The organism is Microbacterium yannicii, assembly GCF_024055635.1.
Lineage (GTDB): Bacteria > Actinomycetota > Actinomycetes > Actinomycetales > Microbacteriaceae > Microbacterium > Microbacterium yannicii.
The window spans coordinates 186,952-213,040 of sequence record NZ_JAMXMB010000006.1; the positions used below are offsets into that span (position 1 = coordinate 186,952).

General features: G+C 70.9%; 25 protein-coding genes. 15 read left to right on the forward strand and 10 right to left on the reverse strand.

Features of this window, described 5'->3' with window-relative positions; translation table 11 throughout:
• Positions 1-15 precede the first annotated feature (15 nt).
• From NCG93_RS02425 to tkt, 3 genes are read right to left on the reverse strand one after another with little or no spacing between them, the layout of a single operon-like run.
• A complete protein-coding gene (locus NCG93_RS02425; protein WP_194415664.1) occupies positions 16-1,638 on the reverse strand; it encodes a phosphoglucose isomerase-related protein in 1,623 nt (540 codons plus the stop codon).
• A complete protein-coding gene (tal, locus tag NCG93_RS02430) occupies positions 1,635-2,756 on the reverse strand; it encodes a transaldolase (protein WP_194415662.1) in 1,122 nt (373 codons plus the stop codon). Before tal ends, NCG93_RS02425 begins: the two co-directional genes overlap by 4 nt.
• Positions 2,757-2,774: 18 nt before the next feature.
• On the reverse strand, positions 2,775-4,877 hold the full coding sequence (gene tkt / locus NCG93_RS02435; protein WP_194415660.1) for a transketolase: 2,103 nt from the start codon (positions 4,875-4,877) through the stop codon (positions 2,775-2,777).
• A gap of 347 nt (positions 4,878-5,224) precedes the next feature.
• Here tkt and NCG93_RS02440 point away from each other — a divergent pair, with 347 nt between their 5' ends.
• The 3 genes from NCG93_RS02440 (at position 5,225) to NCG93_RS02450 (ending at position 7,912) form a co-directional block, all read left to right on the forward strand.
• Positions 5,225-6,181, forward strand: coding sequence for a heme o synthase (locus tag NCG93_RS02440; RefSeq protein ID WP_194415659.1), 957 nt, complete (start codon positions 5,225-5,227; stop codon positions 6,179-6,181).
• An 85-nt stretch (positions 6,182-6,266) separates the two neighbouring features.
• A complete protein-coding gene (locus NCG93_RS02445) occupies positions 6,267-6,620 on the forward strand; it encodes a YciI family protein (RefSeq protein ID WP_194415657.1) in 354 nt (117 codons plus the stop codon).
• Positions 6,621-6,634: 14 nt separating this feature from the next.
• Complete coding sequence (locus tag NCG93_RS02450; RefSeq protein ID WP_194415656.1) at positions 6,635-7,912, forward strand: RNA polymerase sigma factor; 1,278 nt, start codon at positions 6,635-6,637, stop codon at positions 7,910-7,912.
• A 69-nt stretch (positions 7,913-7,981) separates the two neighbouring features.
• Here NCG93_RS02450 and NCG93_RS02455 read toward each other — a convergent pair whose 3' ends face one another.
• Together NCG93_RS02455 and NCG93_RS02460 are read right to left on the reverse strand one after the other, a co-directional pair.
• Entirely contained in the window at positions 7,982-8,401 is a 420-nt protein-coding gene (locus tag NCG93_RS02455) for a dinucleotide-utilizing enzyme (RefSeq protein ID WP_194415654.1), read from the reverse strand.
• Between the two features lie 94 nt (positions 8,402-8,495).
• Positions 8,496-9,452 carry a COX15/CtaA family protein gene (locus NCG93_RS02460; RefSeq protein WP_194415651.1) on the reverse strand — a complete coding sequence of 319 codons (957 nt, stop codon included), beginning with the start codon at positions 9,450-9,452 and terminating at the stop codon, positions 8,496-8,498.
• A gap of 258 nt (positions 9,453-9,710) precedes the next feature.
• Between NCG93_RS02460 and sufB the strand changes: the two genes are divergently transcribed.
• The 12 genes from sufB (at position 9,711) to NCG93_RS02520 (ending at position 21,299) form a co-directional block, all read left to right on the forward strand.
• The gene (gene sufB, locus NCG93_RS02465) at positions 9,711-11,129 is read left to right on the forward strand and encodes a Fe-S cluster assembly protein SufB (protein ID WP_194415650.1); all 1,419 of its coding nucleotides are present in this window, start codon (positions 9,711-9,713) and stop codon (positions 11,127-11,129) included.
• Positions 11,130-12,317, forward strand: coding sequence for a Fe-S cluster assembly protein SufD (sufD, locus tag NCG93_RS02470; RefSeq protein WP_194415648.1), 1,188 nt, complete (start codon positions 11,130-11,132; stop codon positions 12,315-12,317). It abuts the gene before it with no gap.
• Positions 12,314-12,643 carry a non-heme iron oxygenase ferredoxin subunit gene (locus NCG93_RS02475; RefSeq protein ID WP_194415646.1) on the forward strand — a complete coding sequence of 110 codons (330 nt, stop codon included), beginning with the start codon at positions 12,314-12,316 and terminating at the stop codon, positions 12,641-12,643. Before sufD ends, NCG93_RS02475 begins: the two co-directional genes overlap by 4 nt.
• Before the next feature lie 15 nt (positions 12,644-12,658).
• The gene (gene sufC, locus NCG93_RS02480) at positions 12,659-13,453 is read left to right on the forward strand and encodes a Fe-S cluster assembly ATPase SufC (RefSeq protein ID WP_194415644.1); all 795 of its coding nucleotides are present in this window, start codon (positions 12,659-12,661) and stop codon (positions 13,451-13,453) included.
• Positions 13,454-13,462: 9 nt separating this feature from the next.
• Positions 13,463-13,792 (forward strand): metal-sulfur cluster assembly factor, encoded by a 330-nt coding sequence (locus NCG93_RS02485; RefSeq protein WP_194415642.1) that lies wholly within the window; start codon positions 13,463-13,465, stop codon positions 13,790-13,792.
• A 65-nt stretch (positions 13,793-13,857) separates the two neighbouring features.
• On the forward strand, positions 13,858-15,018 hold the full coding sequence (locus NCG93_RS02490) for a MalY/PatB family protein (RefSeq protein ID WP_194415640.1): 1,161 nt from the start codon (positions 13,858-13,860) through the stop codon (positions 15,016-15,018).
• Between the two features lie 11 nt (positions 15,019-15,029).
• Positions 15,030-16,397, forward strand: a complete 1,368-nt coding sequence (locus NCG93_RS02495) for an MFS transporter (protein ID WP_252787416.1) — start codon at positions 15,030-15,032, stop codon at positions 16,395-16,397.
• Between the two features lie 53 nt (positions 16,398-16,450).
• A complete protein-coding gene (locus NCG93_RS20285; protein ID WP_194415636.1) occupies positions 16,451-17,395 on the forward strand; it encodes a siderophore-interacting protein in 945 nt (314 codons plus the stop codon).
• Complete coding sequence (locus NCG93_RS02505; RefSeq protein ID WP_194415634.1) at positions 17,392-18,402, forward strand: FecCD family ABC transporter permease; 1,011 nt, start codon at positions 17,392-17,394, stop codon at positions 18,400-18,402. The genes NCG93_RS20285 and NCG93_RS02505 overlap by 4 nt, the downstream gene beginning before the upstream one ends.
• Positions 18,399-19,418 carry a FecCD family ABC transporter permease gene (locus NCG93_RS02510; protein ID WP_194415632.1) on the forward strand — a complete coding sequence of 340 codons (1,020 nt, stop codon included), beginning with the start codon at positions 18,399-18,401 and terminating at the stop codon, positions 19,416-19,418. Before NCG93_RS02505 ends, NCG93_RS02510 begins: the two co-directional genes overlap by 4 nt.
• Positions 19,415-20,236 carry an ABC transporter ATP-binding protein gene (locus NCG93_RS02515; RefSeq protein ID WP_194415630.1) on the forward strand — a complete coding sequence of 274 codons (822 nt, stop codon included), beginning with the start codon at positions 19,415-19,417 and terminating at the stop codon, positions 20,234-20,236. Before NCG93_RS02510 ends, NCG93_RS02515 begins: the two co-directional genes overlap by 4 nt.
• 22 nt (positions 20,237-20,258) lie before the next feature.
• The gene (locus tag NCG93_RS02520) at positions 20,259-21,299 is read left to right on the forward strand and encodes an ABC transporter substrate-binding protein (RefSeq protein ID WP_194415628.1); all 1,041 of its coding nucleotides are present in this window, start codon (positions 20,259-20,261) and stop codon (positions 21,297-21,299) included.
• 78 nt (positions 21,300-21,377) lie between these two features.
• Here NCG93_RS02520 and NCG93_RS02525 read toward each other — a convergent pair whose 3' ends face one another.
• The 5 genes from NCG93_RS02525 to NCG93_RS02545 form a co-directional block, all read right to left on the reverse strand.
• Positions 21,378-22,025, reverse strand: coding sequence for a biotin transporter BioY (locus NCG93_RS02525; protein ID WP_194415627.1), 648 nt, complete (start codon positions 22,023-22,025; stop codon positions 21,378-21,380).
• 5 nt (positions 22,026-22,030) lie between these two features.
• Positions 22,031-23,356 (reverse strand): acyltransferase family protein, encoded by a 1,326-nt coding sequence (locus NCG93_RS02530; protein WP_194415625.1) that lies wholly within the window; start codon positions 23,354-23,356, stop codon positions 22,031-22,033.
• A gap of 96 nt (positions 23,357-23,452) precedes the next feature.
• Positions 23,453-24,124: a response regulator gene (locus tag NCG93_RS02535; RefSeq protein WP_194415623.1), complete on the reverse strand. Its 672-nt coding sequence runs from the start codon at positions 24,122-24,124 to the stop codon at positions 23,453-23,455.
• Complete coding sequence (locus NCG93_RS02540) at positions 24,121-25,398, reverse strand: ATP-binding protein (RefSeq protein WP_194415622.1); 1,278 nt, start codon at positions 25,396-25,398, stop codon at positions 24,121-24,123. Before NCG93_RS02540 ends, NCG93_RS02535 begins: the two co-directional genes overlap by 4 nt.
• Before the next feature lie 32 nt (positions 25,399-25,430).
• Positions 25,431-26,039 (reverse strand): DedA family protein, encoded by a 609-nt coding sequence (locus NCG93_RS02545; protein ID WP_194415620.1) that lies wholly within the window; start codon positions 26,037-26,039, stop codon positions 25,431-25,433.
• Between the last annotated feature and the right edge of the window lie 50 nt (positions 26,040-26,089).

Here is a 26,089-nt window from a genome sequence, read left to right on the forward strand (position 1 = left end):
GGGGGGTTCGAACTCCTACTGGGCCGCTTCGAAGAGCGAGAGCACTTCGATCTGGGGATCGGTGAGGGTCAGGGTCACGACCGGTCGGCCGTGCCCTTCGGCGAGAACTGCCGCGTCTCCTGCTGCCTGCGCCTGGATGAGCTGGCCGAAGGTGAAGGGCCGGCCCGGGATCTCGAGATCGACGTCGGTCTGCTCGAGGATCTGGAGGAACACGCCGTTCGCGGGACCGCCCTTGTGGAACTGGCCGGTCGAGTGCAGGAAGCGCGGTCCCCAGCCGAACGTCGTGGGACGACCGGAGTCGGCGGCGACGAGCTCGCGCAAGCCGGGCAGCTGCGACAGCTCGAGCCGGTTCACGTAGGCCTGGATCGCGACGTAGCCGTCCTCGGGGAGGCGCGCCCACAGCGCGTCGAGCACGCCGGCGACGCTTCCGGATGCCGCGAGCTCCGGGTCCGACACGCGCACCTCGACGCCCTCGACGGCGAATGCCGGCGCCGTGGGCTCGGGACGCGCGTCGAGGAGACCGCGTGCAGCCACCTTGGCGGACTCGACATCGGGCTGGTCGAAGGGGTTGATGCCCAGCATCCGCCCGGCGATGGCCGTCGCGTACTCCCAGACCACCAGCTGGGCGCCCAGCGAGCCGCTGACGAGCAGCTCGCCCTCGTGGTGCTCGAAGAGGTGGAACTGCTTCGCCTCGTCGACGAAGCGCACGATCTGCAGGTCTGCCGGCTTCGCGTCGACCTCGGGGGAGACCGGGAGCAGGACGACGGGCAGGATGCCGGTGCCCTCCTTGCCCGTCGACTCGGCGACGAGCTGCTCGATCCAGTCGGGCAGGCCCACGATGTGCGTGCCGTCGGTGACGAGGCCCAGCTTGTCCTTGCGGGGCTCGCCGCCGGCGATGGCGGCCGCGAGCACCAGCGCGGGGTTCTCGGGGCTGTCGATCGACACCTCGAGCAGCGTCGCCTCCGCCTCGTCGAGCAGCTCGGAGATGTCGGCGCCGGCAAGGCCCGCGGGCACCAGCCCGAAGGCCGTGAGCGCCGAGTAGCGGCCGCCGACCGTCGGGTCGGCGTTGAAGACGGTGTACCCGTCTGCGCGGGCCTCCTGGTCCAGCGGCGAGCCCGGATCGGTCACCACGACGATGCGCTCGGCGGGGTCGATGCCCAGGTCGCGGAACGCCGCCTCGAACGCGCGCTTCGCGGAATCGGTCTCGACCGTGGATCCCGACTTCGACGACACCACCAGCGCGGTGCGCGTGAGGTCGCCGGCCTGGGAATCGCCGTCGATGGCCGCGAGCACCTGGCCGGGCGCCGTGGAATCCAGGATCACCAGCGGCACACCCGAGGTCTGCGCGATGACCTCGGGCGCGAGCGACGAGCCGCCCATGCCCGCGAGCACGATCCGCGTGACGTTCCGCGAGCGCAGCCGCTCGCGGAGAGCGAGGATCTCGGGGACGAGCGGGCGCGAGACGCTGACCGCCTCGACCCACCCGAGGCGCTGCGATGCTTCGGCCTCGGCATCGGGTCCCCACAGCGACGCGTCGCCGCCGGTGATGCCCGATGCGACGAGGCTCGACACGAGCTCGGGCAGTGTCGCCTCGACGACGGACTTGACGTGTCCGCTGAGGTGGATGTCGAACGTCATCGGGTGGCCTGGAGCGCGTCCTCGAGCGCCGTCTTGACGGTGCCCTGCAGGTCGTGCCAGGAGGCGATGAACTTGTCGACGCCTTCGTCCTCGAGCACCTGGGTGACGTCGGCGAAGTCCACTCCGACGGCAGCCAGGCGGTCGAAGACCTCGTGCGCGGCGGCGTAGGTGCCCGTGACGGCGTCACCGGCGATCTGGCCGTGGTCGAAGGTCGCCTCCAGCGTCTTCGCCGGCATCGTGTTCACGGTGCCGGGTGCGATGAGCTCGGTGACGTACAGGGTGTCGGGGAGAGACGGGTCCTTGACGCCGGTCGACGCCCAGAGGGGCCGCTGCAGGTGAGCGCCGGCATCCGTCAGCGCCTTGGCGCGATCGGTGGCGAACTCCTGCTCGAACAGCTCGTACGCGAGACGGGCGTTCGCGACGCCGGCGAGCGACTTGAGCGCCGTGGCCTCGTCGGTGCCGATGGCCACGAGCCGCTTGTCGACCTCGGTGTCCACGCGCGAGACGAAGAACGACGCGACCGAGTGGATGCGGGAGATGTCATGGCCGTTCGCCTGAGCCTGCTCGAGGCCCGCGAGGTAGGCCTCGATGACCGCCGCGTAGCGCTCCAGGCTGAAGATCAGCGTCACGTTGACCGAGATGCCCTCGGCTAGCACGGCGGTGATCGCCGGCAGGCCGGCCTTCGTCGCGGGGATCTTGATGTGCACGTTGGGGCGGTCGACCTTCGCCCACAGCTCCTTGGCCTGGGCGATCGTCGCGTCGGTGTCGTGGGCGAGGTCGGGGGAGACCTCGATCGACACGCGGCCGTCGACGCCGTCCGTCGCGTCGTAGACCGGCCGGAAGATGTCCGCCGCGTCGCGCACGTCGTCCGTCGTCGCGGCGAAGATCGCGTCGTCGACGGAGGCGCCCGCCGCGGCGAGCTCCGAGATCTGTGCGGCGTACGAGTGACCGCCGCCGCCGATCGCGCCCTGGAAGATCGTGGGGTTGGTCGTCACGCCGCTGACGTTGCGCGTCGAGATGAGCTCGGTCAGATTGCCCGACGTGATGCGCTCGCGGGACAGGTCGTCGAGCCAGATGCTCACGCCCTCGGCGACCAGCTTCTCAGTGGGGGTGCTCATGCTGCCTTCTCCTCGTGCTTAAACGTCGCTCGCGGCCGCGAGGGTCTCGCGGGCGGCCTCGACAACGGCGTCGGCGGTGATGCCGAATTTCTGGAACAGGGTCTTGTAGTCGGCCGACGCGCCGAAATGGTCGATCGCGACGGAGCGGCCGGCGTCGCCGACGATGCCGCGCCAGGTGAGCGCCGAGCCGGCTTCCACCGACACACGCGCCTTGACCGCGGCGGGGAGGACCGACTCGCGGTACGCGGCGTCCTGCTCGTCGAACCACTCCAGCGAGGGTGCCGACACCACGCGGGCGTTCACGCCCTCGGCGGCGAGCGTCTCGCGGGCCGAGACGGCGAGCTGCACCTCGGAGCCGGTAGCGATCAGGATGACGTCGGGCGTGCCGCCCGGGGCCTCGGCGAGGATGTACGCACCCTTCGCGACACCGTCCGTCGACGCGAAGGCGTCATCGGATGCCTCGGCCGTCCCCCGCTCGAACACCGGGATGTTCTGGCGGGTCAGCGCGATGCCCGTCGGGCCGCCCTTGCGGCGCAGGATCTCGAGCCACGCGGCAGAGGTCTCGTTCGCGTCGGCCGGCCGCACCACGGTGAAGTTCGGGATGGCGCGCAGGGTGGCGAGCTGCTCGACCGGCTGGTGGGTCGGGCCGTCCTCGCCGAGGGCGACGGAGTCGTGGGTCCACACGAAGATCGACGGGATGTCCATCAGCGCGGCCAGCCGCACCGACGGGCGCATGTAGTCGCTGAAGATCAGGAACGTGCCGCCGAACGGGCGGGTCGGTCCGTGCAGCTTGATGCCGTTGACGATGGCGCCCATCGCGTGCTCGCGGATGCCGAAGTGCAGCACGCGGCCGTAGGGGTCGCCTGCCCACTCGTGCGTCGACCACTCCGACGGGATGAACGACTTCGCATCCTTGATCGTCGTGAGGTTGGACTCGGCGAGGTCGGCCGAGCCGCCCCACAGCTCGGGCAGCTCGGCGGCGAGGGCGTTGATCACGATGCCCGACGCGGCGCGCGTGGAGACGTCCTTGCCGGCCTCGAACGACGGCAGTGCGGATGCCACGTCCTCCGGCAGCTCGCCGGTTTCGAGGCGGTCGAACAGCGCCTTGCGCTCGGGGTTCGCGGCAGCCCAGGCGTCGAACGACTCCTGCCAGGCGGCGCGTGCCTCGGCGGCGCGATCCTTCAGTGCGCGGGTGTGCGCCAGCACGTCGTCCGCCACTACGAAGGACTGCTCGGGGTCGAAGCCGAGGACCTTCTTGGTCGCAGCGAGCTCGTCGGCGCCGAGCGCCGAGCCGTGGATCTTGCCGGTGTTCTGCTTGCCCGGCGAGGGCCAGCCGATGATCGTGCGCAGGATGATGAGCGACGGCTTCGCCGTCTCGCCCTTGGCCGCCTCGAGCGCCGCGTACAGCTCGGCGACGTCTTCGACGTACTCGCCGGTCTTCTTCCAGTCCACGACCTGCACATGCCAGCCGTAGGCCTCGTAGCGCTTCGCGACGTCCTCGGTGAAGGCGACGTTGGTGTCGTCCTCGATGGAGATCTGGTTGGAGTCGTAGATCGCGATGAGGTTGCCGAGGGCCTGATGGCCGGCCAGCGACGAGGCCTCGGAGGTGATGCCCTCCTGAAGATCGCCGTCGCCCGCGATGACGTAGATGTGGTGGTCGAACGGGGACGTGCCCTCAGCCGCGTCCGGATCGAACAGGCCGCGCTCGTAGCGGGCGGCGTAGGCGAAGCCGACCGAGGACGCGAGGCCCTGGCCGAGCGGGCCCGTCGTGATCTCGACGCCCTTGGTGTGCCCGTACTCGGGGTGCCCCGGCGTGAGCGAGCCCCAGGTGCGCAGCGCCTTGAGGTCGTCGAGCTCCAGGCCGAACCCGCCGAGGTAGAGCTGCACGTACTGGGTGAGCGAGGAGTGGCCGGCCGACAGGATGAACCGGTCGCGACCGACCCAGTGGGTGTCGGCGGGGTCGTGGCGCAACACGTGCTGGTAGAGCAGGTACGCCGCCGGCGCCAGGCTCATCGCGGTGCCGGGGTGGCCGTTGCCGACCTTCTCCACCGCATCCGCAGCGAGCACGCGGGCAGTGTCCACCGCGCGCCGATCGATCTCATCCCAACGCAGTTCCGACACCGGGCCGCCTTTCTCGAGGAGGTGCGCCCAGAATGTGGCCGGCTCGCGGCCCTTGTCCGGATGGAGAAGGGGGAATCGGCGACGGGCGCGCGTGTATCTCAGCATAGCGAAGGGGTAGGCCTCCGAGGCCATGCGAGACGTGTATGTGACGCAGTCTTGCGATGCCCCGCACGCCGTGGATGACATGCCGGTGTCGCCGGCGTCACGTTCTGCTCACCGCGCGTCGCGCGGCGATGTGATCCGCCGGCAGCGCTGCCCGGTGGCCGCCCGGCGTCCGCCCGGCGCGGGTCGCGACACGCCGATGCCCTAGACTTGTGGCGAATCTGCAGGCGGCGATTGCGGGGGCCATGGACAGCACGAAGACGGCAGGAGCCGGCGCCGGACCCACCCGGTCGGGCGCCGTCGAGGCACCCCGGCCTCGGCAGAGCTTCGGTCGCACCGTCCGCGCCTACGTCGCGCTGATGAAGCCGCGCGTGCTAGAACTGCTCCTGGTCACCACTGTTCCGGTGATGATCCTCGCTGACGGCGGCTTCCCGAACATCTGGCTCGTCGTCGCCACCGTCATCGGCGGCACGGCGAGCGCCGGCTCGGCCGCCGCATTCAACATGTACCTCGATCGGGACATCGACGCGCACATGCAGCGCACGGTGAACCGTCCGCTGGTGACCGGCGAGGTGTCGCCTCGTGGCGCCCTGATCTTCGCGTGGTCGCTCGCGGTCTTCTCCACCGTCTGGCTCTGGCTCACCACGAACTGGCTGGCAGCGACGCTGTCGGCCGTCGCCATCTTCTTCTACGTCGTGATCTACACGATGATCCTCAAGCGCCGGACGGAGCAGAACATCGTGTGGGGCGGCATCGCGGGCTGCTTCCCGGTGCTGATCGGCTGGACGGCCGTGACCGGCACCCTGGCCTGGCCGCCGGTGATCCTGTTCGCGCTCGTGTTCCTCTGGACGCCGCCGCACTACTGGCCGCTGTCGATGAAGTACAAGGACCAGTACGAGAACGTCCAGGTGCCGATGCTGGGTGCGACTCGCGGCGGCTCCCAGGTCGGCCTCCAGGTCATCCTCTACGCGTGGGCGACCGTCGTCTGCTCGCTGCTGCTCATCCCGGTCGCGGGCATGGGCCTGGTCTACACCGTGTCGGCCCTGGTCTTCGGCGGCTGGTTCATCTACGAGTCGCACGTGCTCTACCACCGCGCGGTGCAGGGCACCGAGCCGCGCCCCATGCGCGTGTTCCACGCCTCGATCACGTACCTGACGCTGCTCTTCGTCGCGATCGCGGTCGACCCGCTGCTGCCGTTCTGATCCCGCAGCCGCTGTCGATTCCGGGCGGGCTCGTTCGTCGGATGGATGAGGGGCACAATGCTCCTCGACGGCGAAGGAGGACGACATGGCGCAGTATCTGATCCTGATCTACGGCGATGAGGCGCAGTGGGATGCGCGCAGCGAAGACGAGAGGCGGGCGGTCGACGCCGGCCACGCCGAGTTCCGCGAGCGCGCCGGCTCGGTGATCATCTCATCGGGCGAGCTCGAGTCGAGCCGCATGGCGACCAGCCTGCGTCCGGGTGGGGAGCAACCGCTCGTGACGGACGGCCCCTTCCTGGAGACGAAGGAGGTCCTCGGCGGGTTCTACCTCGTCGACGTGCCGGACCTCGACGCGGCGCTCCGTCTGGCCGGACTGCTGCATGAGACCTCCGAGCAGCACGGCGGCGTGCAGGTGCAGCCGCTGGTCGACCACTCCTGAACGCGATGGTCGCCATGTCCCCTCCATCCGGTGCGGCGCGCGGAGCGTCCGGGGGGCCCGGCTCAGCCGGGCCGTCGGCGGCTCCGGACGTCGTGCACGCCGCCCTCGCCGACGCCCACCGCTCCGAGTGGGCGGCGGTCGTCGCGGCGACGGCGCGGCTCACCGGTGACCTCGACCTCGCCGAGGAGTGCGCGCAGGAGGCGTTCACGCGTGCGGTCGATCTGTGGCCGAGCCGCGGCATCCCGGATCGTCCGGGTGCGTGGCTGACGACCGTCGCCGCCAACCGCGCGAGGGACGTGCTCCGGCGGGAGACGGCCCTGCGGCGCCGCCTCCCGCTGCTCGTCCGGGAGGATCTGCCCGACGACGGCGCATCGTGGCACTCGGACGATCGGCTGCGGCTGATCTTCACCTGCTGCCACCCCGCCCTCGCCCGCGAGGCGCAGGTCGCGCTCACGCTGCGGCTGGTGTGCGGCGTGTCGACCGCCGACATCGCGGCGGCCTTCCTCCTGGGCGAGTCCGCGATGGCCGCCCGCGTGACGCGCGCGAAGCGCAAGATCGCGACGGCACGCATCCCCTTCCGCGTGCCGGAGGCCTGGGAGCTTCCCGAGCGCGTCGGGGTGGTCTGCGATGTGCTGTACCTCGTCTTCACCGTCGGGCACGCGCCGCCCTCGGGGGATGCCGTCGTCCGGGCGGATCTGGTGGAGGAGTCCATCGCGCTGACGCGCATGCTGCGCGGACTGCTGCCCGCCGACCGCTCGGTGGCGGGGCTGCTCGCCCTCATGCTGCTCATCGACGCCCGCCGCGACACCCGCGACGAGCTGCTCGCCGATCAGGATCGCTCCCGATGGGACCGGGCCCTGATCGACGAGGGGCTCGGCCTGCTCGCGACGGCCTCGGCCGGAGCGGTGGACCGCTTTGCGATCTCGGCTGCCATCGCCGCCGTGCACGCGCAGGCGCCGACGTGGGCCGACACCGACTGGACGCGGATCGCCGTCCTCTACCGGCTGCTCGCTCAGGCCTGGCAGAGCCCCGTGGTCGCTCTCAACGGCGCTGTCGCGATCGGCATGCGCGACGGCCCCGCGGCCGGGCTGGCGGCGGTCGACGCGGTCGCCCATGAGCCTGCGCTCATGCGGTACCCGTACCTTCCCGCCGCGCGGGCGGCGTTCCTCATGGATCTCGGCCGCTGGGCCGAGGCGGCCGACGCCTACGCGGAAGCCGCCCGGCTCGCCGGGAGCGAAGCGGAGCGGCAGCGGCTGCAGGAGCAGACGGCGCGGGCTCGGTCGCTGGCCTGACGGCCGCGGCGCCCGCGGATACGACGAAGCCGCAGAGAGCACGAGGCTCCCTGCGGCTTCGTCGTGGTGTCAGCGCGAGGCGACGGGGGCGTCGGCCTCGACGGCCGGCGCGGCCTCGACAGCGGGCGCGTCTTCGGCCCGGGCCGGCTCGGTCGCCTCGGGGGCCGCCGCGGCGGTCTCGGTCTCGGCGCTCCAGTCGATGGGCTCGACGACCTCCACCGGCGCGTGCGGGCGCAGCGTGGAGAGGGCGGCGATGCCGAGGGCGAGGAGGATGCCGATGACGCCGGCGCCGATGAGGATCCCGCCGAGCTGCGCGATCGACTGGCCGACGTAGACGTCGACGCCGGTCGCGGTGCCATCGGTCAGGGTCGTCGTCATCGAGGCGATCTTGTCGGTGGTGATGAACCAGCCGCCGGCGGCGGTCGCCAGGGAGACGACGACGAGGCCCCAGAACGGGATGCTGCGGATGAGACGGGGACGGGTGGACATGTGTCGATCACTCCTCGGGATGCGCGACCCGTGGTGGCCGCGGCATCCCACCCTGGCAAAGGAGTCCGTGCGACGCCAATCCGGTTGCTATGGATCAGCTGTGGACGGCCGCGCGCGCCGGCGCCTTCAGGTGCATCACGACCGCGGTCATCGCGGCGACGAGGCCGACGGCCAGAACCATGTGGATGTTGACGAGCACGATCGGCAGGCCTGTGCGCGCCTGCCAGAGTCCGACCGCGATCTGAACGAGCTCGACGCCCAGGAGGAGCAGCGTCCACAGCCGCAGGCGCAGGGCCGGGGGAGTGCGCCAGGAGCCGGCCACCAGCACCAGGGTGAGCGCGAACGTGATGTACGCCGGCCACGCGTGGATGTGCTGCATGAGCTCGGGGTTCAAGCCGTTGCGTGCGGCGCCTCCGTCGCCGGCATGCGGACCGGAGCCGGTCACCAGGATGCCCACGATGACGGTGAGGAGGACGAACGCCGTCGTGACATGCGTCACCGCCGCGAACCACCGGGGCACCGCGCGCACGCGCGGACCGGGCTCGGCATAGACACGCACGACGAGCACCGCCGACAGCGCCACCAGCAGCACCGAGGCGAAGTAGTGCAGTCCCACGACGTAGGGGTTGAGGTCGGTCAGCACGGTGATGCCGCCGATGACGGCCTGCAGCGGCACGTAGAGGCCGATGAGCAGTGAGAGCCAGAAGAGGTCACGACGCTCGCGGCGCATGCGGACCACGAACAGGAACATGATGATCGCGACCGCCACCAGCACGAAGGTCAGCAGGCGGTTGCCGAACTCGATGAAGCCGTGAACGCCTGACACCTCGGGGACCGGGACGAACGAGTCCGCGTTGCACCGCGGCCAGGTGTCGCAGCCGAGACCCGATCCGGTGAGGCGCACCAGACCGCCGGTTCCGACGATGCCGATCTGCACCACCAGCGTCGCCCACGCCGCCGCGATGACGCGGCGGTCCACCCGATCCGGCAGCCAGAGCCAGAAGCGCTGCCGGATTCCGGGGGCGGTCGTCGTGGACTGTGGCGCGGACATGCGTGTGGTCGCCTCCTGGCAGAGGCTCCTGATGCCGTGCGAGACGTACGGGGCGCGTCCGCGTCGGGGTGGAACCTGTAGAATCGAGGGGTCGGTGGCGGTGCAGTTCCTCGCACCGCGCACCACTGACAGTCTAGGCGCGATGATCGGCGCCGCTTGAGAGGGCCCGAGAAGCGGCATCCCCCCTCCGGTATCTCCACCGGAGATCGCGGATGCCGGGGCGGATCACACCGCTAGGACCCGGAGGAGAACGTGACGATGTCTGATGTGCTGATCGACCGCCCGGAGCTGGACAGCCTGGGTGTCTACGAGTTCGGGTGGCATGATGCCGACGCCGCGGGTGCCGTGGCGAAGCGCGGCATCGACGAGTCCGTCGTGCGTGGAATCTCCACGCTCAAGGACGAGCCCGAATGGATGCTGAAGACCCGGCTGAAGGGCTATCAGCTCTTCGGCCGCAAGCCGATGCCGACCTGGGGCGCCGACCTCAGCGAGATCGACTTCGACAACATCAAGTACTTCGTGCGCTCCACCGAGAAGCAGGCGGGGTCGTGGGAAGAGCTTCCCGAAGACATCCGCAACACGTACGAGAAGCTCGGCATCCCCGAGGCCGAGCGCGCTCGCCTGGTCGCCGGTGTCGCGGCGCAGTACGAGTCCGAGGTCGTCTACCACCAGATCAATGAAGAGCTCGAGAAGCAGGGTGTCATCTTCATGGACACCGACACCGCGCTGCGCGAGCACCCCGAGTTCTTCGAGGAGTACTTCGGCACGGTCATCCCGGCCGGTGACAACAAGTTCGCGGCCCTCAACACCGCCGTCTGGTCGGGCGGCTCGTTCGTCTACGTGCCGCCGGGCGTGCACGTCGAGATCCCGCTGCAGGCGTACTTCCGCATCAACACCGAGAACATGGGCCAGTTCGAGCGGACGCTCATCATCGCCGACGAGGGCTCGTACGTGCACTACATCGAGGGCTGCACCGCCCCGATCTACAAGAGCGACTCGCTGCACTCGGCCGTGGTCGAGATCATCGTCAAGAAGAACGCCCGTGTGCGCTACACGACGATCCAGAACTGGTCGAACAACGTCTACAACCTCGTCACCAAGCGCGCCGTGGCGCACGAGGGCGCGACGATGGAGTGGATCGACGGCAACATCGGCTCGAAGGTCACGATGAAGTACCCGTCGATCTTCCTGATGGGCGAGCACGCCAAGGGCGAGACGCTGTCGGTCGCCTTCGCCGGTCCGGGTCAGCACCAGGACGCCGGCGCGAAGATGATCCACATGGCGCCGTACACGCAGTCGTCGATCGTGTCGAAGTCGATCGCCCGCGGCGGCGGCCGCGCGGGCTACCGCGGCGAGGTGCGCGTGGATGCGAACGCTCACCACTCGGCGAACACCGTGCGCTGCGACGCGCTGCTGGTCGACACGATCTCGCGTTCCGACACGTACCCGGCGATCGACATCCGCGTCGACGACGTGCAGCTCGGCCACGAGGCGACGGTCTCGAAGGTCAGCGAGGAGCAGCTCTTCTATCTCATGAGCCGCGGGATGCCGGAGGACGAGGCCATGGCGATGATCGTGCGCGGCTTCATCGAGCCGATCGCCCGTGAGCTGCCCATGGAGTACGCGCTCGAACTCAACAAGCTCATCGAGATGGGCATGGAAGGATCCGTCGGCTAGATGAGCCCCACCACCGAGGCCCCCACCATTCCCGGCGCGAAGGGCCACACCGATGGCGCCGGTGCGTTCGTGCCGGTTCAGACCCGCTCCGAGCGTCCCTGGTCGTTCGACCCCGCCGACTTCGAGGTCCCCACCGGGCGCGAGGTCAACTGGAAGCACACGCCGACCGCCAAGGTCCAGCCGCTGTTCGTCGACGAGGCCGGTCCGCACGGCATCATCCAGGTCGAGGTCGATGCGCCGGCCAGCCTGGTGCAGGAGCGCCTGACCGTCGGCACCGCGCCCCGCGGCGAGGTGTTCCGACCCGAGGACCTGCCGAGCGCGATCGCCTGGAAGCAGGAGACCGAGGCGCCGCTGCTGCGGATCCCGGCCGGCGCCGAGTACGCCGAGCCCATCGTGGTCTCGCTCACGGGCACCGGCGGCCTGGCGCACGCCCACGTCGTGGTCGAGGCGCAGGCGAACTCGCACGCCACCGTGGTGTTCCGCCACAGCGGCACCGCCCAGCACGCGCAGAACGTCGAGATCATCGTGCGCGAGGGCGCACACCTGGAGCTCGTGACCGTTCAGCGCTGGGACGACGACGCCGTGCACGTGGCCTCCCATCAGGCTCGCGTCGAGCGCGATGCCACCCTCCGCCACGTCGTGGTGAGCTTCGGCGGCGGCGTCGTGCGCGTCAACCCGACGGTGGAGCTCGCCGGCACCGGTTCGCGCGCCGAACTCTACGGACTCAGCTACGCCGATTCGGGGCAGCACCTCGAGAGCCAGGTGTACTTGCACCACAAGGGCGCCGAGACCTCGGGCGACGTGCTGTACAAGAGCGCTCTTCAGGGCGCCGCGGCACGCACCGTGTGGATCGGTGACGTCCTCATCGGACCGGATGCCGTGGCCACCGACTCCTACGAGGCCAACCGCAACCTGGTCCTGACCGAAGGCGCGCGCGCCGAGTCGATCCCCAACCTGGAGATCGAGACCGGCGACATCCGCGGCGCGGGGCACGCGAGCGCCACCGGGCGCTTCGACGACGAGCAGCTGTTCTACCTGCAGGCCCGCGGCATTGCCGAGGACGAGGCGCGGCGGCTGGTCGTGCTCGGCTTCCTCGCCGAGATCGTGCAGAAGATCGGTGTCGCAGACCTCGAGGCGGAGCTGATCTCCGCCATCGAGGAAGAACTCGCCAAGGAGACCGCACGATGACCGCGCAGCGCGTGTGCGCCCTCAGCGACCTCGTCCAGGACGAGGCGCGCCGCGTCGAGATCGACGGCGTCGCGATCGCCCTCGTGCGGGATTCCAGCGGCGAGGTGCATGCCATCGGCGACGTCTGCACCCATGGCGACATCTCGCTCTCCGAGGGCTTCGTCGACGGCGACTCGCTCGAGTGCTGGGCCCACGGCTCGGCGTTCTCGCTGCGCACCGGCAAGCCCCTCAACCTCCCCGCGTACGAGCCGGTCCCCGTGTTCGCGGTCACCGTCGACGGCGACGACGTGCTCGTCGACGCGACCGTCACGCTCGAAGTGAACTGAAGAAGGTACTGAAGAATGTCTGTTCTCGAGATCCGCGACCTCCATGTGACGGTCGAGACGGATGCCGGCACCACCCCGATCCTCAACGGCCTGTCGCTGACGATCCGCACGGGCGAGACCCACGCGATCATGGGCCCCAACGGCTCGGGCAAGTCGACGCTCGCCTACACGATCGCCGGTCACCCCAAGTACAACGTCACGAGCGGCTCGATCACGCTCGACGGCGAGGACGTCCTCGCGATGTCGGTCGACGAGCGGGCGCGCGCGGGGCTGTTCCTGGCCATGCAGTACCCGGTCGAGATCCCCGGCGTGACCGTCACGAACTTCCTCCGCACCGCGAAGACCGCGATCGACGGCGAGGCGCCGTCGATCCGCACGTGGACCAAGGACGTCAAGGCGTCGATGAAGAACCTGCGCATGGACCCCAAGTTCGCGCAGCGGAACGTCAACGAGGGCTTCTCGGGCGGCGAGAAGAAGCGCCACGAGATCCTCCAGCTCGAGCTGCTCAAGCCGCAGATCGCCGTGCTCGACGAGACGGACTCCGGTCTCGACGTCGACGCGCTGAAGATCGTCTCGGAGGGCGTCAACCGCGCCAAGGCCGACAACGACCTCGGTGTGCTGCTCATCACGCACTACACGCGCATCCTGCGCTACATCCACCCCGATTTCGTGCACGTCATGGTGCAGGGGCGCATCGTCGAAGAGGGCGGGCCGGAACTGGCCGACCGCCTCGAGGACGAGGGCTACGACCGCTTCCTGCCCGCGGGCGAAGAAGAGCCGGCCGGAGCCCCCATCGCCGGTGAAGCGTAGGATCGACCTATGACGGCGACCCTCACTTCCGAGAAGTACGACGAGGTGACCGAGGCTCTCAAGGACGTCATGGATCCGGAGCTCGGGATCAACGTCGTCGACCTGGGCCTCATCTACGACCTTGCGTGGGACGACGAGAACGACGCGCTGGTCATCCACATGACCCTCACCTCGGCCGGCTGCCCGCTCACCGACGTGCTCGAGGAGCAGACCGCACAGGCGCTCGACGACATCGTCGAGCGGTTCCGCATCAACTGGGTGTGGATGCCGCCGTGGGGTCCGGAGCGCATCACCGACGACGGGCGCGACATGATGCGCGCGCTCGGCTTCGCGATCTGACGCCGAGCGTTTCCGACGGTGACGCCGGGCGGCGCCCTGAGGCCGTCGCTCGATATGGTCGAAGAGTGAGCGTCACCCCCCTGCAAGCACTGCCCCTCGACGAGCTGCGCCAGCGCACGAGCACGAAGTGGCGGAAGTACGGGGAAGACGTGCTGCCGTTCTTCGTGGCCGAGACGGACTACGCGCTGGCTCCCGGGATCACACGCGTGCTGACGCGCGCGGTGCAGCTCGGCGACACCGGCTACACGCCGCCCGACCCGGGTGTCCGCGAGGCCTTCGCGGGCTTCGCCCAGCGTCGCTGGGCGTGGAGCGTCGATCCGTCCGACGTCTTCTGGACGGGCGATGTGATGATGGGCGTCGTCGAGATCCTCCGCACCGTGATCGAGCCCGGCGACCGTGTCGTGGTCATGCCTCCCGTGTACCCGCCGTTCTACGACACCGTCGAGGAGGCCGGGGGCGTGGTCGAGCGTGTTCCGCTCGCCGCGACCGACGCCGGCTGGGCGATCGACCTCACCGGGGTGGAGGCGGCTCTCGCGGGCGGCGCACGGGCCGTGCTCCTGTGCAACCCGCACAATCCGACGGGCACCGTGCACACCAGGGAGAGCCTGGCGGCGCTGGCCGAAGTGGCCAAAAGGTTCGGCGCGACGGTCATCAGCGATGAGATCCACGGACCGCTGACCTACGCGCCGACGGCGTTCATCCCCTTCCTGGCCGCCTCCGATGCGGCACGGCGGGTGGGCTACGCGGTCACCAGCGCCAGCAAGACGTTCAACCTCGCCGGCCTCAAATGCGCGGTGATGGTCGCCGGCGGCGACACCCAGCGGGCGGCGCTGCGCTCTCTGCCGTGGGAGGTCGAGTGGCGCACCGGTCTGTTCGGGGCGCTCTCGAACGTCGCCGCCTACTCGCCCGAGAGCGACGAGTGGCTCGCGAGCCTGCTGGCCGCTCTCGACGCCAATCGCCGGCTCCTGGCGGAGCTGTTGGCCGAGCACGTGCCGCTGGCACGCTACCTGCCGCCCGATGCCGGCTTCCTCGCGTGGGTCGACCTGTCGGCCTACGGCTGGGGCGACAATCCCGCGGTGAAGGTGCTGCGCGACGCGAAGGTGGCACTGCATCACGGACCGCTGTTCGGAGCCGAGGGCGCAGGGCACGTGCGGATCAACTTCGGCTGCGCGCCGGAGCTGCTGCGCGAGGCCGTAGAGCGTATCGGCGCCCTCACCAGGTCATGAGCGGCGCCGGCGTGGCCGGAGCCGGAACCGGCATCTGGAGCGCCCGCTATGTGTGGGTGACCGTCGGCGCTGTGGCGCTGATCTTCCTCGCCGCCATGCAGTCGCTCGCCGTCACCACCGTGATGCCCGTGGTGAGCGCCGATCTCGACGGTGAACGGCTCTACGCCGTGGCGTTCGCCGGAACGCTCGCCACGAGCGTCATCGGCATGGTGGCGGTCGGCGCCTGGTGCGACCGCGGTGGTGTGCTCGCACCGTTGAGCACGGCCGTGGCACTGTTCGTCGTCGGGCTCCTGATCTCGGGCCTCGCCCTGACGATGCCCGCATTGGTCGCCGGGCGGCTGGTGCAGGGCCTCGGCACCGGCGGGCAGACGGTGGCACTGTACGTCGTCGTCGCCCGCGTCTATCCGGGTGCGATGCACGGCCGCGTGTTCGCCGCCTTCTCGGCGGCCTGGGTCGTGCCCTCGCTCATCGGGCCGTTCCTGGCGGGAGCCGTCACCGAGTTCCTCCACTGGCGATGGGTCTTCCTCGGGGTCGCCGCACTCACCGTCGTCGCCTTCGCCATGGTGGTCGTCCGCCTGCACGGGCTTCCGCTGCACACCGACGAGCCGGCGACGTCGCGCGTCGCACCGCGCCTGGCCTGCGCCGTGGCCGTGGCGGTCGGTGCACTGGGTCTCAGCCTGGCGGGTGAACTCGAGACGTGGGCCTGGGCGGCGGTGGCAGCATCCGTCGTCGTCATCGCGCTCGCATCGCGGCCGCTCCTGCCGCGCGGCACGCTGGTGGCCGCCCGCGGTCTGCCGAGCGTCGTGCTCATGCGGGGCTTGATCGCCGGTGCGCTTTTCGGCGCCGAGATCTACGTGCCGTACCTGCTCATCGACGAGTACGGGTTCTCGCCCACCTGGGCGGGGCTCGGCCTCACCGCGGCAGCCCTCGCGTGGGCGGGCGCAGCAGATGTGCAGGGGCGGTTCGGCGACCGGATCGGTAACGCGCGCATCACGCTCGTCGGCACCGCACTGCTCGTCACCTCGCTGGTCATCGCGGCGAGCACGGCGCTCCTCGGACTGCACCCCGCCGTGCTCATCGCCGGGTGGGGTCTGGCGGGAGGCGGCATGGGTCTCATGTACCCCCGGCTCACCGTTCTGACGCTGGCGTACTCGACGACGCAGAACCAGGGGTTCAACTCGTCGGCGCTGTCGATCTCGGACGCCGTCGGCTCGGCGTCGTCGATCGCCGTGATGGGGCTGGTCTTCACCGCACTCGTGGGGACGGATGCCGGATTCCCGGCCGTGTTCGCGATCGCCGTGGTGCTCGCGCTCGGCGCGCTGGTGCCGGGCCTCCGCCTCGGTCATGCGCATGAGGTGGCCGACCGCGGGGACGCGTGACGGCCGCACCGTCCGATTTGGCGCGGATTGAGAGGTAAGGCTACCCTTACCGTGTGACTTCTTCGTCTGCGATCGCCACCCGCCCCGCGTATCGCCCGTATGCCGCCACCGTGGCCGGGGTGCAGCGGCTGTCGCCGCACTTCGTACGGGTGACGTTCACCGGACCGGATTTCGATGTCTTCGGGACGGCGGGACTCGACCAGCGCATCAAGCTCATCCTGCCGCTCGCCGACGGATCGCTCAGCGACATCGGCCAGCACGACGAGACGGTGATCGACGCGGGGGACTGGTACACGATCTGGCGCGAGCTGCCGGGTGAGCGGCGCGGCGCACTGCGCACCTACACGGTCCGCCGGGTCGACCCCGCGCGGCGCCGGCTGGACGTCGATTTCGTCGTGCACCACGATGCGGGACCCGCGGGCAGCTGGGCAGAGCAGGCCGCCGTCGGCCAGGAGCTCGTCATCGTCGGTCCGGACCAGCGCAGCGAGGCCTATCGGGTCGGACTCGACTGGCACCCCGGCACCGCTCGCCGTGTGCTGCTGGCGGGCGACGAGACGGCGGCTCCGGCGATCGCGGGCATCCTCGAATCGCTCGACGGCGCGTTCGACGTCGACGTCTTCATCGAGGTGCCCACGGCCGCCGACGCGCTGACGATCGATGTGCCCGGCACCTTCCGGGTGACCTGGCTCGAGCGCGGTGCTCGTGCGCACGGCGCCGCACTCGCCGACGCCGTCACGGCGTGGGCGGCGGGGAACGCCGACGTGCTGACGCGTGCGGCGGCGCCGCGCCGGCAGGAGCTGGCCGATGTCGATGTCGACGTCGATCTGCTGTGGGACAGCCCCGAGGACTCGGAAGGCGAGTTCTACGCGTGGATCGCGGGGGAGGCGGCCATGGTCAAGGGTCTGCGTCGCCACCTGGTGCAGGGCTGCGGCGTCGACCGGAAGCGTGTGGCTTTCATGGGGTACTGGCGCCTCGGGCAGTCCGAGCGACAGGAATGACGACGGCTCGCGATCGGCGCGGGCGTCTTCTGCTGCTCCTCGCGATCGTTGGGCTGGCGCTCATGATCCTCGCCAGCCTGATGATCGGTGCGCGCCCCGTCGCGCCGGCGGTGGTCCTCGACGCCCTGCTGCGTCCCGATCTCTCGCTCAACGACCACACCGTGATCCTCACCCAGCGCGTGCCCCGCACCGTGATCGGCATCCTCGCCGGGGCCGCGCTCGCGCTCGCGGGCACGCTGATGCAGGGGCTCACGCGCAACCCGCTGGCCGATCCCGGCCTGCTGGGCGTCAACGCCGGCGCATCGGTCGCCGTGCTCGCGGCGATCACGCTGTGGGGCATCACCTCGCCGAGCGGCTTCGTGTGGTTCGCCTTCGCGGGCGCGGCGATCGCCGCGGTCGTCGTGGGGCTCATCGGCACGCGGGGGCCGGACGGCTCGAGTCCGGCGAAGCTGGCGCTCACGGGCGCCGCCGTGACCGCGGGACTGACCGCCGTCACGACGCTCATCCTGACCACGTCGATCACCGCGTTCGACGTGTTCCGCTACTGGCAGGTCGGCGGGCTCACGGTGCGCGGGCTCGACACGGTGGCGGTCGTGGCGGTGCCGATCATCGCCGGCGCCGTCATCGCCTTCGCGTCGGCTCGCGGACTCGACCTCATGGCGCTCGGCGACGACACCGCGACCGGCCTCGGGCACAGCGTCTCCCGCACCCGCGTGCTCGGCATGATCGCAACGGTGCTGCTGTGCGGGGGAGCGACGGCGATCGCCGGGCCCATCGTGTTCGTCGGCCTGCTGGTGCCGCACGCCCTGCGCGCCCTGGTCGGGGGCGACTACCGCTGGCTGCTCGCCATCGGCGCCCCGGCGGGAGCCATCGTGCTGCTGGCCGCCGACGTGCTGGGGCGGGTGATCGCGCTGCCGGGCGAGGTGCAGGCGGGTCTCGTCGTCGCGTTCGTGGGTGCTCCGGTGCTGATATCCATCGTGCTGCGACCCGGGCGGGTGACGCTATGACCTCGTCCGTCCTGGTCATCCGCTCCCGTGTGCGCCGGCGCCGCGGCCTCGTGGTCGCTTCGGCGCTCGTCGCGCTCCTCGTCGTCGCCGTCGTCTCGCTGTCGATCGGCGACTATCCGATGACGCTCGACGAGCTGTGGCGCACCCTGTGGGGAGGCGGGGATCGCGCGCAGGCCTACGTGCTGTTCCAGGTGCGCGCCCCGCGCCTCGTGATGGCGCTGCTCGTCGGCGCCTCGCTCGGAGCCGCAGGCGCCCTGCTGCAGTCGTTGCTGCGCAATCCGCTCGCGAGTCCTGATCTGCTCGGCATCAGCGGCGGAGCGGGGGTCGCCGCCGTGTTCGCGATCCTCGTCCTCGGCGTGACGGGACCGCTGCTGGCCCTCGCGGCGTTCGGCGGCGGCATCGTCGTCGCGGCCTTCCTGCTGCTCGCCGGGCGGCATCGGGCGGACGGCGGCTATCGGCTCATCCTCGCGGGCGTCGGCGTGGCGTTCCTGTCCGTCGCGATCACCAACTTCCTCATGGTGCGCGCCCAGGTGGAACTGGCGCAGGCAGCGCTCATCTGGCTCACGGGCAGCCTGGCGTCCACGCCCTGGTGGAACGTCGTGACGGTGCTCGTCGTCGTGATCGCCGCCACCCCGGCTGTCGTCGCGTGCGCCAGGTGGCTGCCCCTCACGCAGATGGGCGCCCCGACGGCGGCATCGCTGGGCGTCACGTCGTCCCGGGTGCGCCTGGTCGCCGTGCTCACCGCCGTGCTGCTCACCGCCGTCACGTGCGCCTTCGTCGGGCCGATCTCGTTCATCGCCCTGTGCGCACCGGCGATCGCGCGACCGCTGCTGGGGCACGGGTCCGTCGGCATCGGCACGAGCGCCGCCATCGGCGCCGTCCTGCTCTCCGCGGCGGACCTCGTGGCGCAGTTCGCACTCCCTGGCGTCTCCGTGCCGGTCGGCGTGGTGACCGGCGCCGTCGGAGCCGTGTTCCTCCTGTGGCTGCTCGCCACCTCGAAAGGACGACAGCTGTGACCACCGAATCCGCCCCGCGCCTGAGCGCACGAGGGCTCGCCGCCGGATATCCCGGCAGGCGCGTCATCGAGGATCTCGACCTCGACTTCGCGCCCGGGCGCATCACGATGATCATCGGTGCCAATGCCTGCGGCAAGTCGACGCTGCTGAGCGTCCTCGCCCGGGTCAACGCCCCGCTCGGCGGCGCGGTCGAGCTCGACGGTGTCGACATCTCGACGCTGCCCCGGCGACGGTTCGCCCAGACGGTCGGCCTGCTGCCGCAGCATCCGACCGCTCCCGAGGGTCTGACCGTGGCCGAGCTGGTATCGCGCGGCCGGCACCCCCACCGTGGCGTGTTCCAGCGGTGGAGCGCCGCCGACACCGCGCGCGTGGACGACGCGATGGCCAAGACGGGCGTCGCGGCGCTCGCCGACCGACCTGTCGGCGACCTGTCGGGCGGACAGCGACAGCGGGTGTGGATCGCGATGGCCCTCGCTCAGGAGCCGCGCGTGCTGCTCCTCGACGAGCCCACCACCTTCCTCGATCTCAGCCACCAGATCGAGGTGCTCGATCTGCTGCGCACGCTCAACCGCACCGACGGCACGACCATCGTCGTCGTCCTCCACGAGCTGAATCTCGCCGCACGCTACGCCGACGACCTCGTCGTGATGAGCGGCGGACGCGTCGTCGCCCACGGCACGCCCGCCGATGTGCTGACGCGCGAGGTGATCTCGCAGGCGTTCGACCTCGACGCGCTCGTGATCCCCGATCCCCTCACCTCCACCCCCCTCGTCATCCCCGTTCCCGGCGGCGCTCATGCCGCCGCGGACGAGGCGTGACGCCGTCGAAAGGAAGAACACCATGTCCGCACTGACCTCCCGCCTGAGCGCCCTCGCCGCGCTCACGGTGGCCGGCGGGCTCGTGCTGTCCGGCTGCGCCGGCACCGCCGAGCCCGACACGTCGGACACCTCCGGTGCCGCCGCCGGCTCGTCCGCGAGCTTCCCCGTCACGTTCGAGCACATCTACGGCGAGACGGTGATCGAGGACGCGCCCGAGCGTGTCGCCACGTGGGGCTGGGGTGCCACCGACGCCGTCCTCGCGCTCGGCATCGTGCCGGTGGCCATCGCGTCCATGGACTACGGCGGGGGCGACGACCGCATCACGCCGTGGGTCGAGGAGGCGATCGCCGACCTCGGCGGCGAGGAGCCGGTGATCCTCGACAACGCGACGTACGAGCTGTCGGTCGAAGAGCTGCTCGCCGCCGACCCCGATGTGCTCATCGCGCCGTACTCGGGCCTCACGCAGGAGGAGTACGACGCCGTGACCGGCGCCGGCATCCCGGTGGTCGCGCCCGAGGAGGCTCTCTGGGCGACTCCGTGGCGTGACGTCATCACCGAGACCGGCAAGGCCCTGGGACTGGACGCCGAGGCAGAGCAGGTGCTCGCCGACCTCGACCAGCAGATCGCCGACGCCGCCGCCGAGCACCCGGAGTTCGAGGGCACCACGATCGCCTACGCGGCCGACGATGTCGACACGTTCTACCTGTACCTGCCGGCGGACGCGCGCGTCGAGATCCTCGAGGACCTGGGCTTCGTCACGGCGCCCGCAGTGACCGACCTCGACACCGGCGAGTCGACGTTCTACACCACCGTGAGCAGCGAGAACCTCGACCAGATCGACGCGGAGGTGATCTTCACGCAGGTCGACACCGAGGGGCAGCTCCAGACCTTCCTCACGTCCGACCGCACCAAGCTGATCCCCGCTGTCGCCGCGGGCGCTGTGGGCGCCATCGTGGGCGAGGAGAACGTCGCCGCGATCTCGCCGACCGCGCTCACCCTGCCGTGGATCCTGCCCGACATCGTCGAACAGCTCGCGACCGCGACCGCTGTCGCGAAGGGCTGATCCCTCCCGAGCACACGAAAGCCCCGGCTGTTGCCGGGGCTTTCGTCGATTCCGGATGCCGCGGGCCGCGGCATCCGCTCACTTCTTGGTCTTGTCCGCCGCGCGCACGAGCGCCCACGCGCCGGGAATGATCGCCGCGGCGAGCGCGGCCTTCACGAGGCCGCCGACGAGGAAGGGGAGAAGGCCCGCCTCGAGGAGCGCGCCGAACGAGTAGTCGAGTCCCATCACGACGTTCAGGATGAACGCCATGTAGGGGATGCCGAACAGGAACGGCACGGCGCTGGCCGCTGCGAAGCCGAGGAACGCCAGCGCGGGGCGGCGATCCCACGCGCGTTCGGCGAACCAGCCGGCGACGAACGCCGAGAAGATGAAGCCGATCACGAATCCGAAGCTGGGCTTGCCGATGGCCGCGAGCGTTCCCGTGAACCCGGCGAAGACCGGGAGCCCGGCCAGTCCCGCGACCATGTAGGTCGTGAGGGCCGCAGCGCCACGCCAGGCGCCGAGGGCGGCGCCGACCACGATGACGCCGAGCGTCTGGCCGGTGATGGGGACGGGCCAGAGCGGGATCTCGACCTGGGCGAGGAGAGACACGATGGCCGCGCCGGTGAGGACGAGAGCGGCGTCGAGGGCGAAGGCGCGAGCGCGTGACGACGGGCGGGCGATGACGTCGGCGAGCACGCGACGGGCTCCTGCGGAGGCGGTCGGGGCGGCGGCGATGGATGACATGGCACTCAGCCTAGGGCGACCCGTGCGGGGCTACTTAGACGGCGTCCACCAATGATCGGCCGATCCGCTGTCCGCCTTCCACTACGCAGGGCGACCCCGAGCAGTGCGACCGCGAGCGCCGCGGCGACGACCGAGGTGCCGGTGGCCAGGAGCAGCGCGACGGCGGCGGTGCCCACGACGACGGCGACGGCCACCCACCAGGCGGACCGCGCAGGAGCAGGCGCGGGCGCGGCCTCGACGGGCGCGAGCCACCGCGCGACGAGCGCCGTCGTCGTGAGCGCCAGCACCAGCCAGAGCGGCCGCGTGAGCCACCAGGCGGCGCTGTCGACGGCGGGCAGCGGGATTCCGGACACCATCCCCGCGGCTGCGGTCAGCCCTGCGAGACCCAGAAGGACGGGCATGTGCCAGAGGTACACCGTCATCGCACGGGGGGTGACGAAACCGGTCACCGTCGACGGCAGCCGCCGCGCGGCCAGGCGCGCCAGCGGGGCGCGGAAGAGCGAGAACAGGGCGGTGTGCGCGATGCCGACCAGCAGCAGGGCGGTCGTGGGCGGGTTGATGTTGGCGACCAGGTCGGGGGAGTGGATGCCGCTCACGAACGAGATCGCGAGGCCGGCGATCGCGCCGGCGAGCCAGAGCACGCGCGTCCGCCGCGAGAGTGCGTCGATCCGTCCGTCGGCGAGGAAGAAGCCCAGCTGCTGCATCGCCAGCCAGACGAACGCCAGGTTCAGGAAGCCGAGTCCCTCGACTCCCGTCGTGAGGCGCGCGACGTCGACCGCCGCCGCCAGTAGGGCGAGGGCCGAGATGCTCCGCAGGGGCGCCGTCTCGTGCAGGCGCAGCAACGAGGGAAGCAGCGCCTGGCACACGAGGAAGACGCCGAGGAACCAGAGGGGCTGCGCGAACCGGAACCCGGCCAATGTCACGAGGTCGGCGGGCACACCGGCCACCGTGAGGAGTGCCAGCAACCCGCCCGCAGCCCCGATCGTGACGATCGCAGGAAGGAGCAGGCGATGGACGCGGCCCGCGACGAAGCCGACGCCGTCGGCTCCACGCGCACGGGCCCTGCGGAACGCGGTGGCTCCCGAGAATCCGCCGATGGCGAAGAACAGGGGCATCACCTGGAGCGCCCAGCTGAGCGGCACGATCCACGCGGTGCCGTCGCTCGCGTTCACGAACGACGGGCCGGCATCGGTCACGGTGACGCCGACCATCATCGCGTGCAGGACCACCACCCCGCAGATGCACAGGGCCCGGATCAGATCGATCGTGCGGTCTCGGCCGGCCGGTGCGGTCGGAGTGGCCGCGGTGGCGGCGGGGCGGACGGTGGTCATGAGGCCTCCTCGGGGGTGTGTCCCGGAAGGCTATGGAGGCGACGACGCCGCGGGCATCGCCCCGTGGTGCTGTTGTCGTCTCACCCCGTGGGGTGATCAGGACGCGGCTTCGACGAGGCCCGCGTCGTAGGCGAAGATGACCGCCTGCACGCGGTCGCGCGCGCCCAGCTTGGCGAGCACCTTGCCCACATGGGTCTTCACGGTCTGCTCCGAGATGAACAGCTCGGCGGCGATCTCGGCGTTCGAGCGGCCGCGGCCGATGAGCGTGAGCACCTCGCGCTCGCGATCGGTGAGGTCGCGGAGCGTCGCGGTCGCTCGACCGGCCCGCGGTCTTCGGGCGGCGAAGTGCTCGATCATGCGCCGGGTGACGCTCGGCGCCAGCAGCGCATCGCCCGCGGCGACGACCCGCACCGCGTGGACCAGGTCCTCCGGAAGGGCGTCCTTGAGGAGGAACCCGCTCGCACCCGCCTCGAGCGCGTCATAGACGTAGTCGTCGATGTCGAACGTCGTGAGCATGAGGATGCGCGGCACGTGCGCCGCCGGATAGCCGGGGCCGAGGATGCGGCGCGTCGCCGCGATGCCGTCGAGCTCGGGCATCCGCACGTCCATCAGCACGACGTCGGGGTTCAGCCGAGCGGACAGCGAGACGGCCTCGGCGCCGTCGGCGGCCTGCCCGACCACGCGGACGTCCTCCTGCGCGTCGAGCAGGGCGGCGAAGCCCGCCCGCACCATGGCCTGGTCGTCGGCGATGAGCACCGTGATCGTCACTGTGGGCCTTCCGTGGTCGGGGTGGTGTCTGCGTCGGTCGCGATGCCGGCGAGGGGCAGCAGGGCGCGCACCGTCCAGCCGCCGTCGGCGTCGCGTGCGGCAATGAGCTCACCGCCGACGAGCGCGGCGCGCTCGCGCATGCCGAGCAGCCCGTGCCCGCGGGTCGCCGGTGACGCCGGTGGCGCCGGCGCCGCCGGCGGCTGGGCGGGATCGGGCGGGCCGTTGCGGACGAGGACGCGCACGGCCGCGGCATCCACCTCCACCGACAAGGCGACCCGCGTGTGCGGGGCGTGCCGCACGGCGTTGCTCAGCGCCTCCTGCACGATGCGGAACGCGGCGATGTCGACGGCGCTCGGCACGCTCTCGGGTGCCGGGGCGAGGCTCGCGTCGATCTCGGCACCCGCGCGGCGGAGTGCCTGCACCAGGTCGGGGATGTCGTGCAGCCCTTGCTGCGGAGTCAGATCGGCCTGCTGGTCCTCGGTGCGCAGGATGCCGAGCAGTCGTCGCATCTCGGTCAGGCCTTCGCGCGCCGTCTGCGCGATCTCGTCGAATTCGTGACGGGCCTCGTCGGACAGACCGGGCACGCGATAGCGCGCGGTCGACGCCTGCACCTGGATGAGCGACATCCCGTGGGCCACCACATCGTGCAGCTCGCGGGCGATGCGGGTGCGCTCCTCGACGAGCACACGCCGGGACTGCTCGCTCGCGGCCAGCTCGCGTTCGCGGCTGAGCTCGGCGCCGACACGCAGGCGGCTCGCCACCAGCACCGCCACCAGCAGTGCCGCCCCCGAGACCGACGTCACGATCACGAGGTTCACGACGCCCGCCACGACGGGAAGCGCGCCGGCCAGCCCGATGACCACGATGAGGGTACCCACGATGGCGAGCAGCCAGGCCACGAGGGCGAGACGCCAGCCGTGCACGATCGCGAGCACGCCGACGAGGAGGATCAGCACGAGCATCGCGGGGACGGACCACGGCCACGGCCACGTCGCGGCGACCGCCTCCGCGGCCGGGAGCGGCAGAGCGACGGCCGACATGACGAAGACGGCGATCGCCCATCTGGGCAACCAGACGGCCATCACCGGCGCCGCACACAGCGTCGCGCCGAACAGGAACGCGAGCGGGGCGGGCTGCAGGTACAGCGCGATGTGCACCGGCACGAGGATGGAGAAGAGCACGACCGACGCCAGCGCGAGCGCGCCGAACGCGAACGTGCGCGGGTTCGGCCGGCGGCGCTTCGCGGGCACGCGCGCGGGGGCGGAGGTGTTCACGCGCATCCTCTCATCCTGTCAGTCGGCGGCCGTCACGCGGTCGCGGCGGCACGACGCGCGCGCAGCGCGATGACGCGATCCACCACGAGACCGATCGCGAGAGCCGCCACGATGCCCAGCCCGGCGCTGAGGAGCGGCTGGTCTTTCAGCCACGCGCCGGCGAGGAGGCCGATCGCGATGCTGTAAACGGCCCAGCACAGCCCGGCGGCCACGCTGAGGAGAGCGAACCGGCGCCAGGGGTAGCCCAGCGCGCCCGCCGACAGATTGACCGCCACCCGCCCGACCGGGATGAAGCGCGCGCCGAGGATGAGGCCGGCCCCGCGATGGTCCAGTGCCGATCCCGCCCACGCGAAGGCGCCGGCGACCCGGGGTCGCCGCATCCAGGCGAACCGGGTCGTGCCCGTCCGCCGGCCGATGGCGAAGGCGATGTTGTCGCCGACGGCGGCTCCGGCGGCGGCCACCACGCCGAGGAGCACCAGATCCGGGCCGCCTGTGGATGCCGCCACCGCCGCGGCCGCGACCAGCACGGTCTCGCTCGGCACGGGTGGGAAGAATCCGTCGACGACGGCGACGACGAACATCGCGAGGTACAGCCAGGGCGAGGAGACAGCCTGCAGGACGAGGTCGGTGATGAGATCCACTCCGGAAAGCTATGCGCGCGGTGTGGGGTGAGGCATCCCTCCCAGGTATC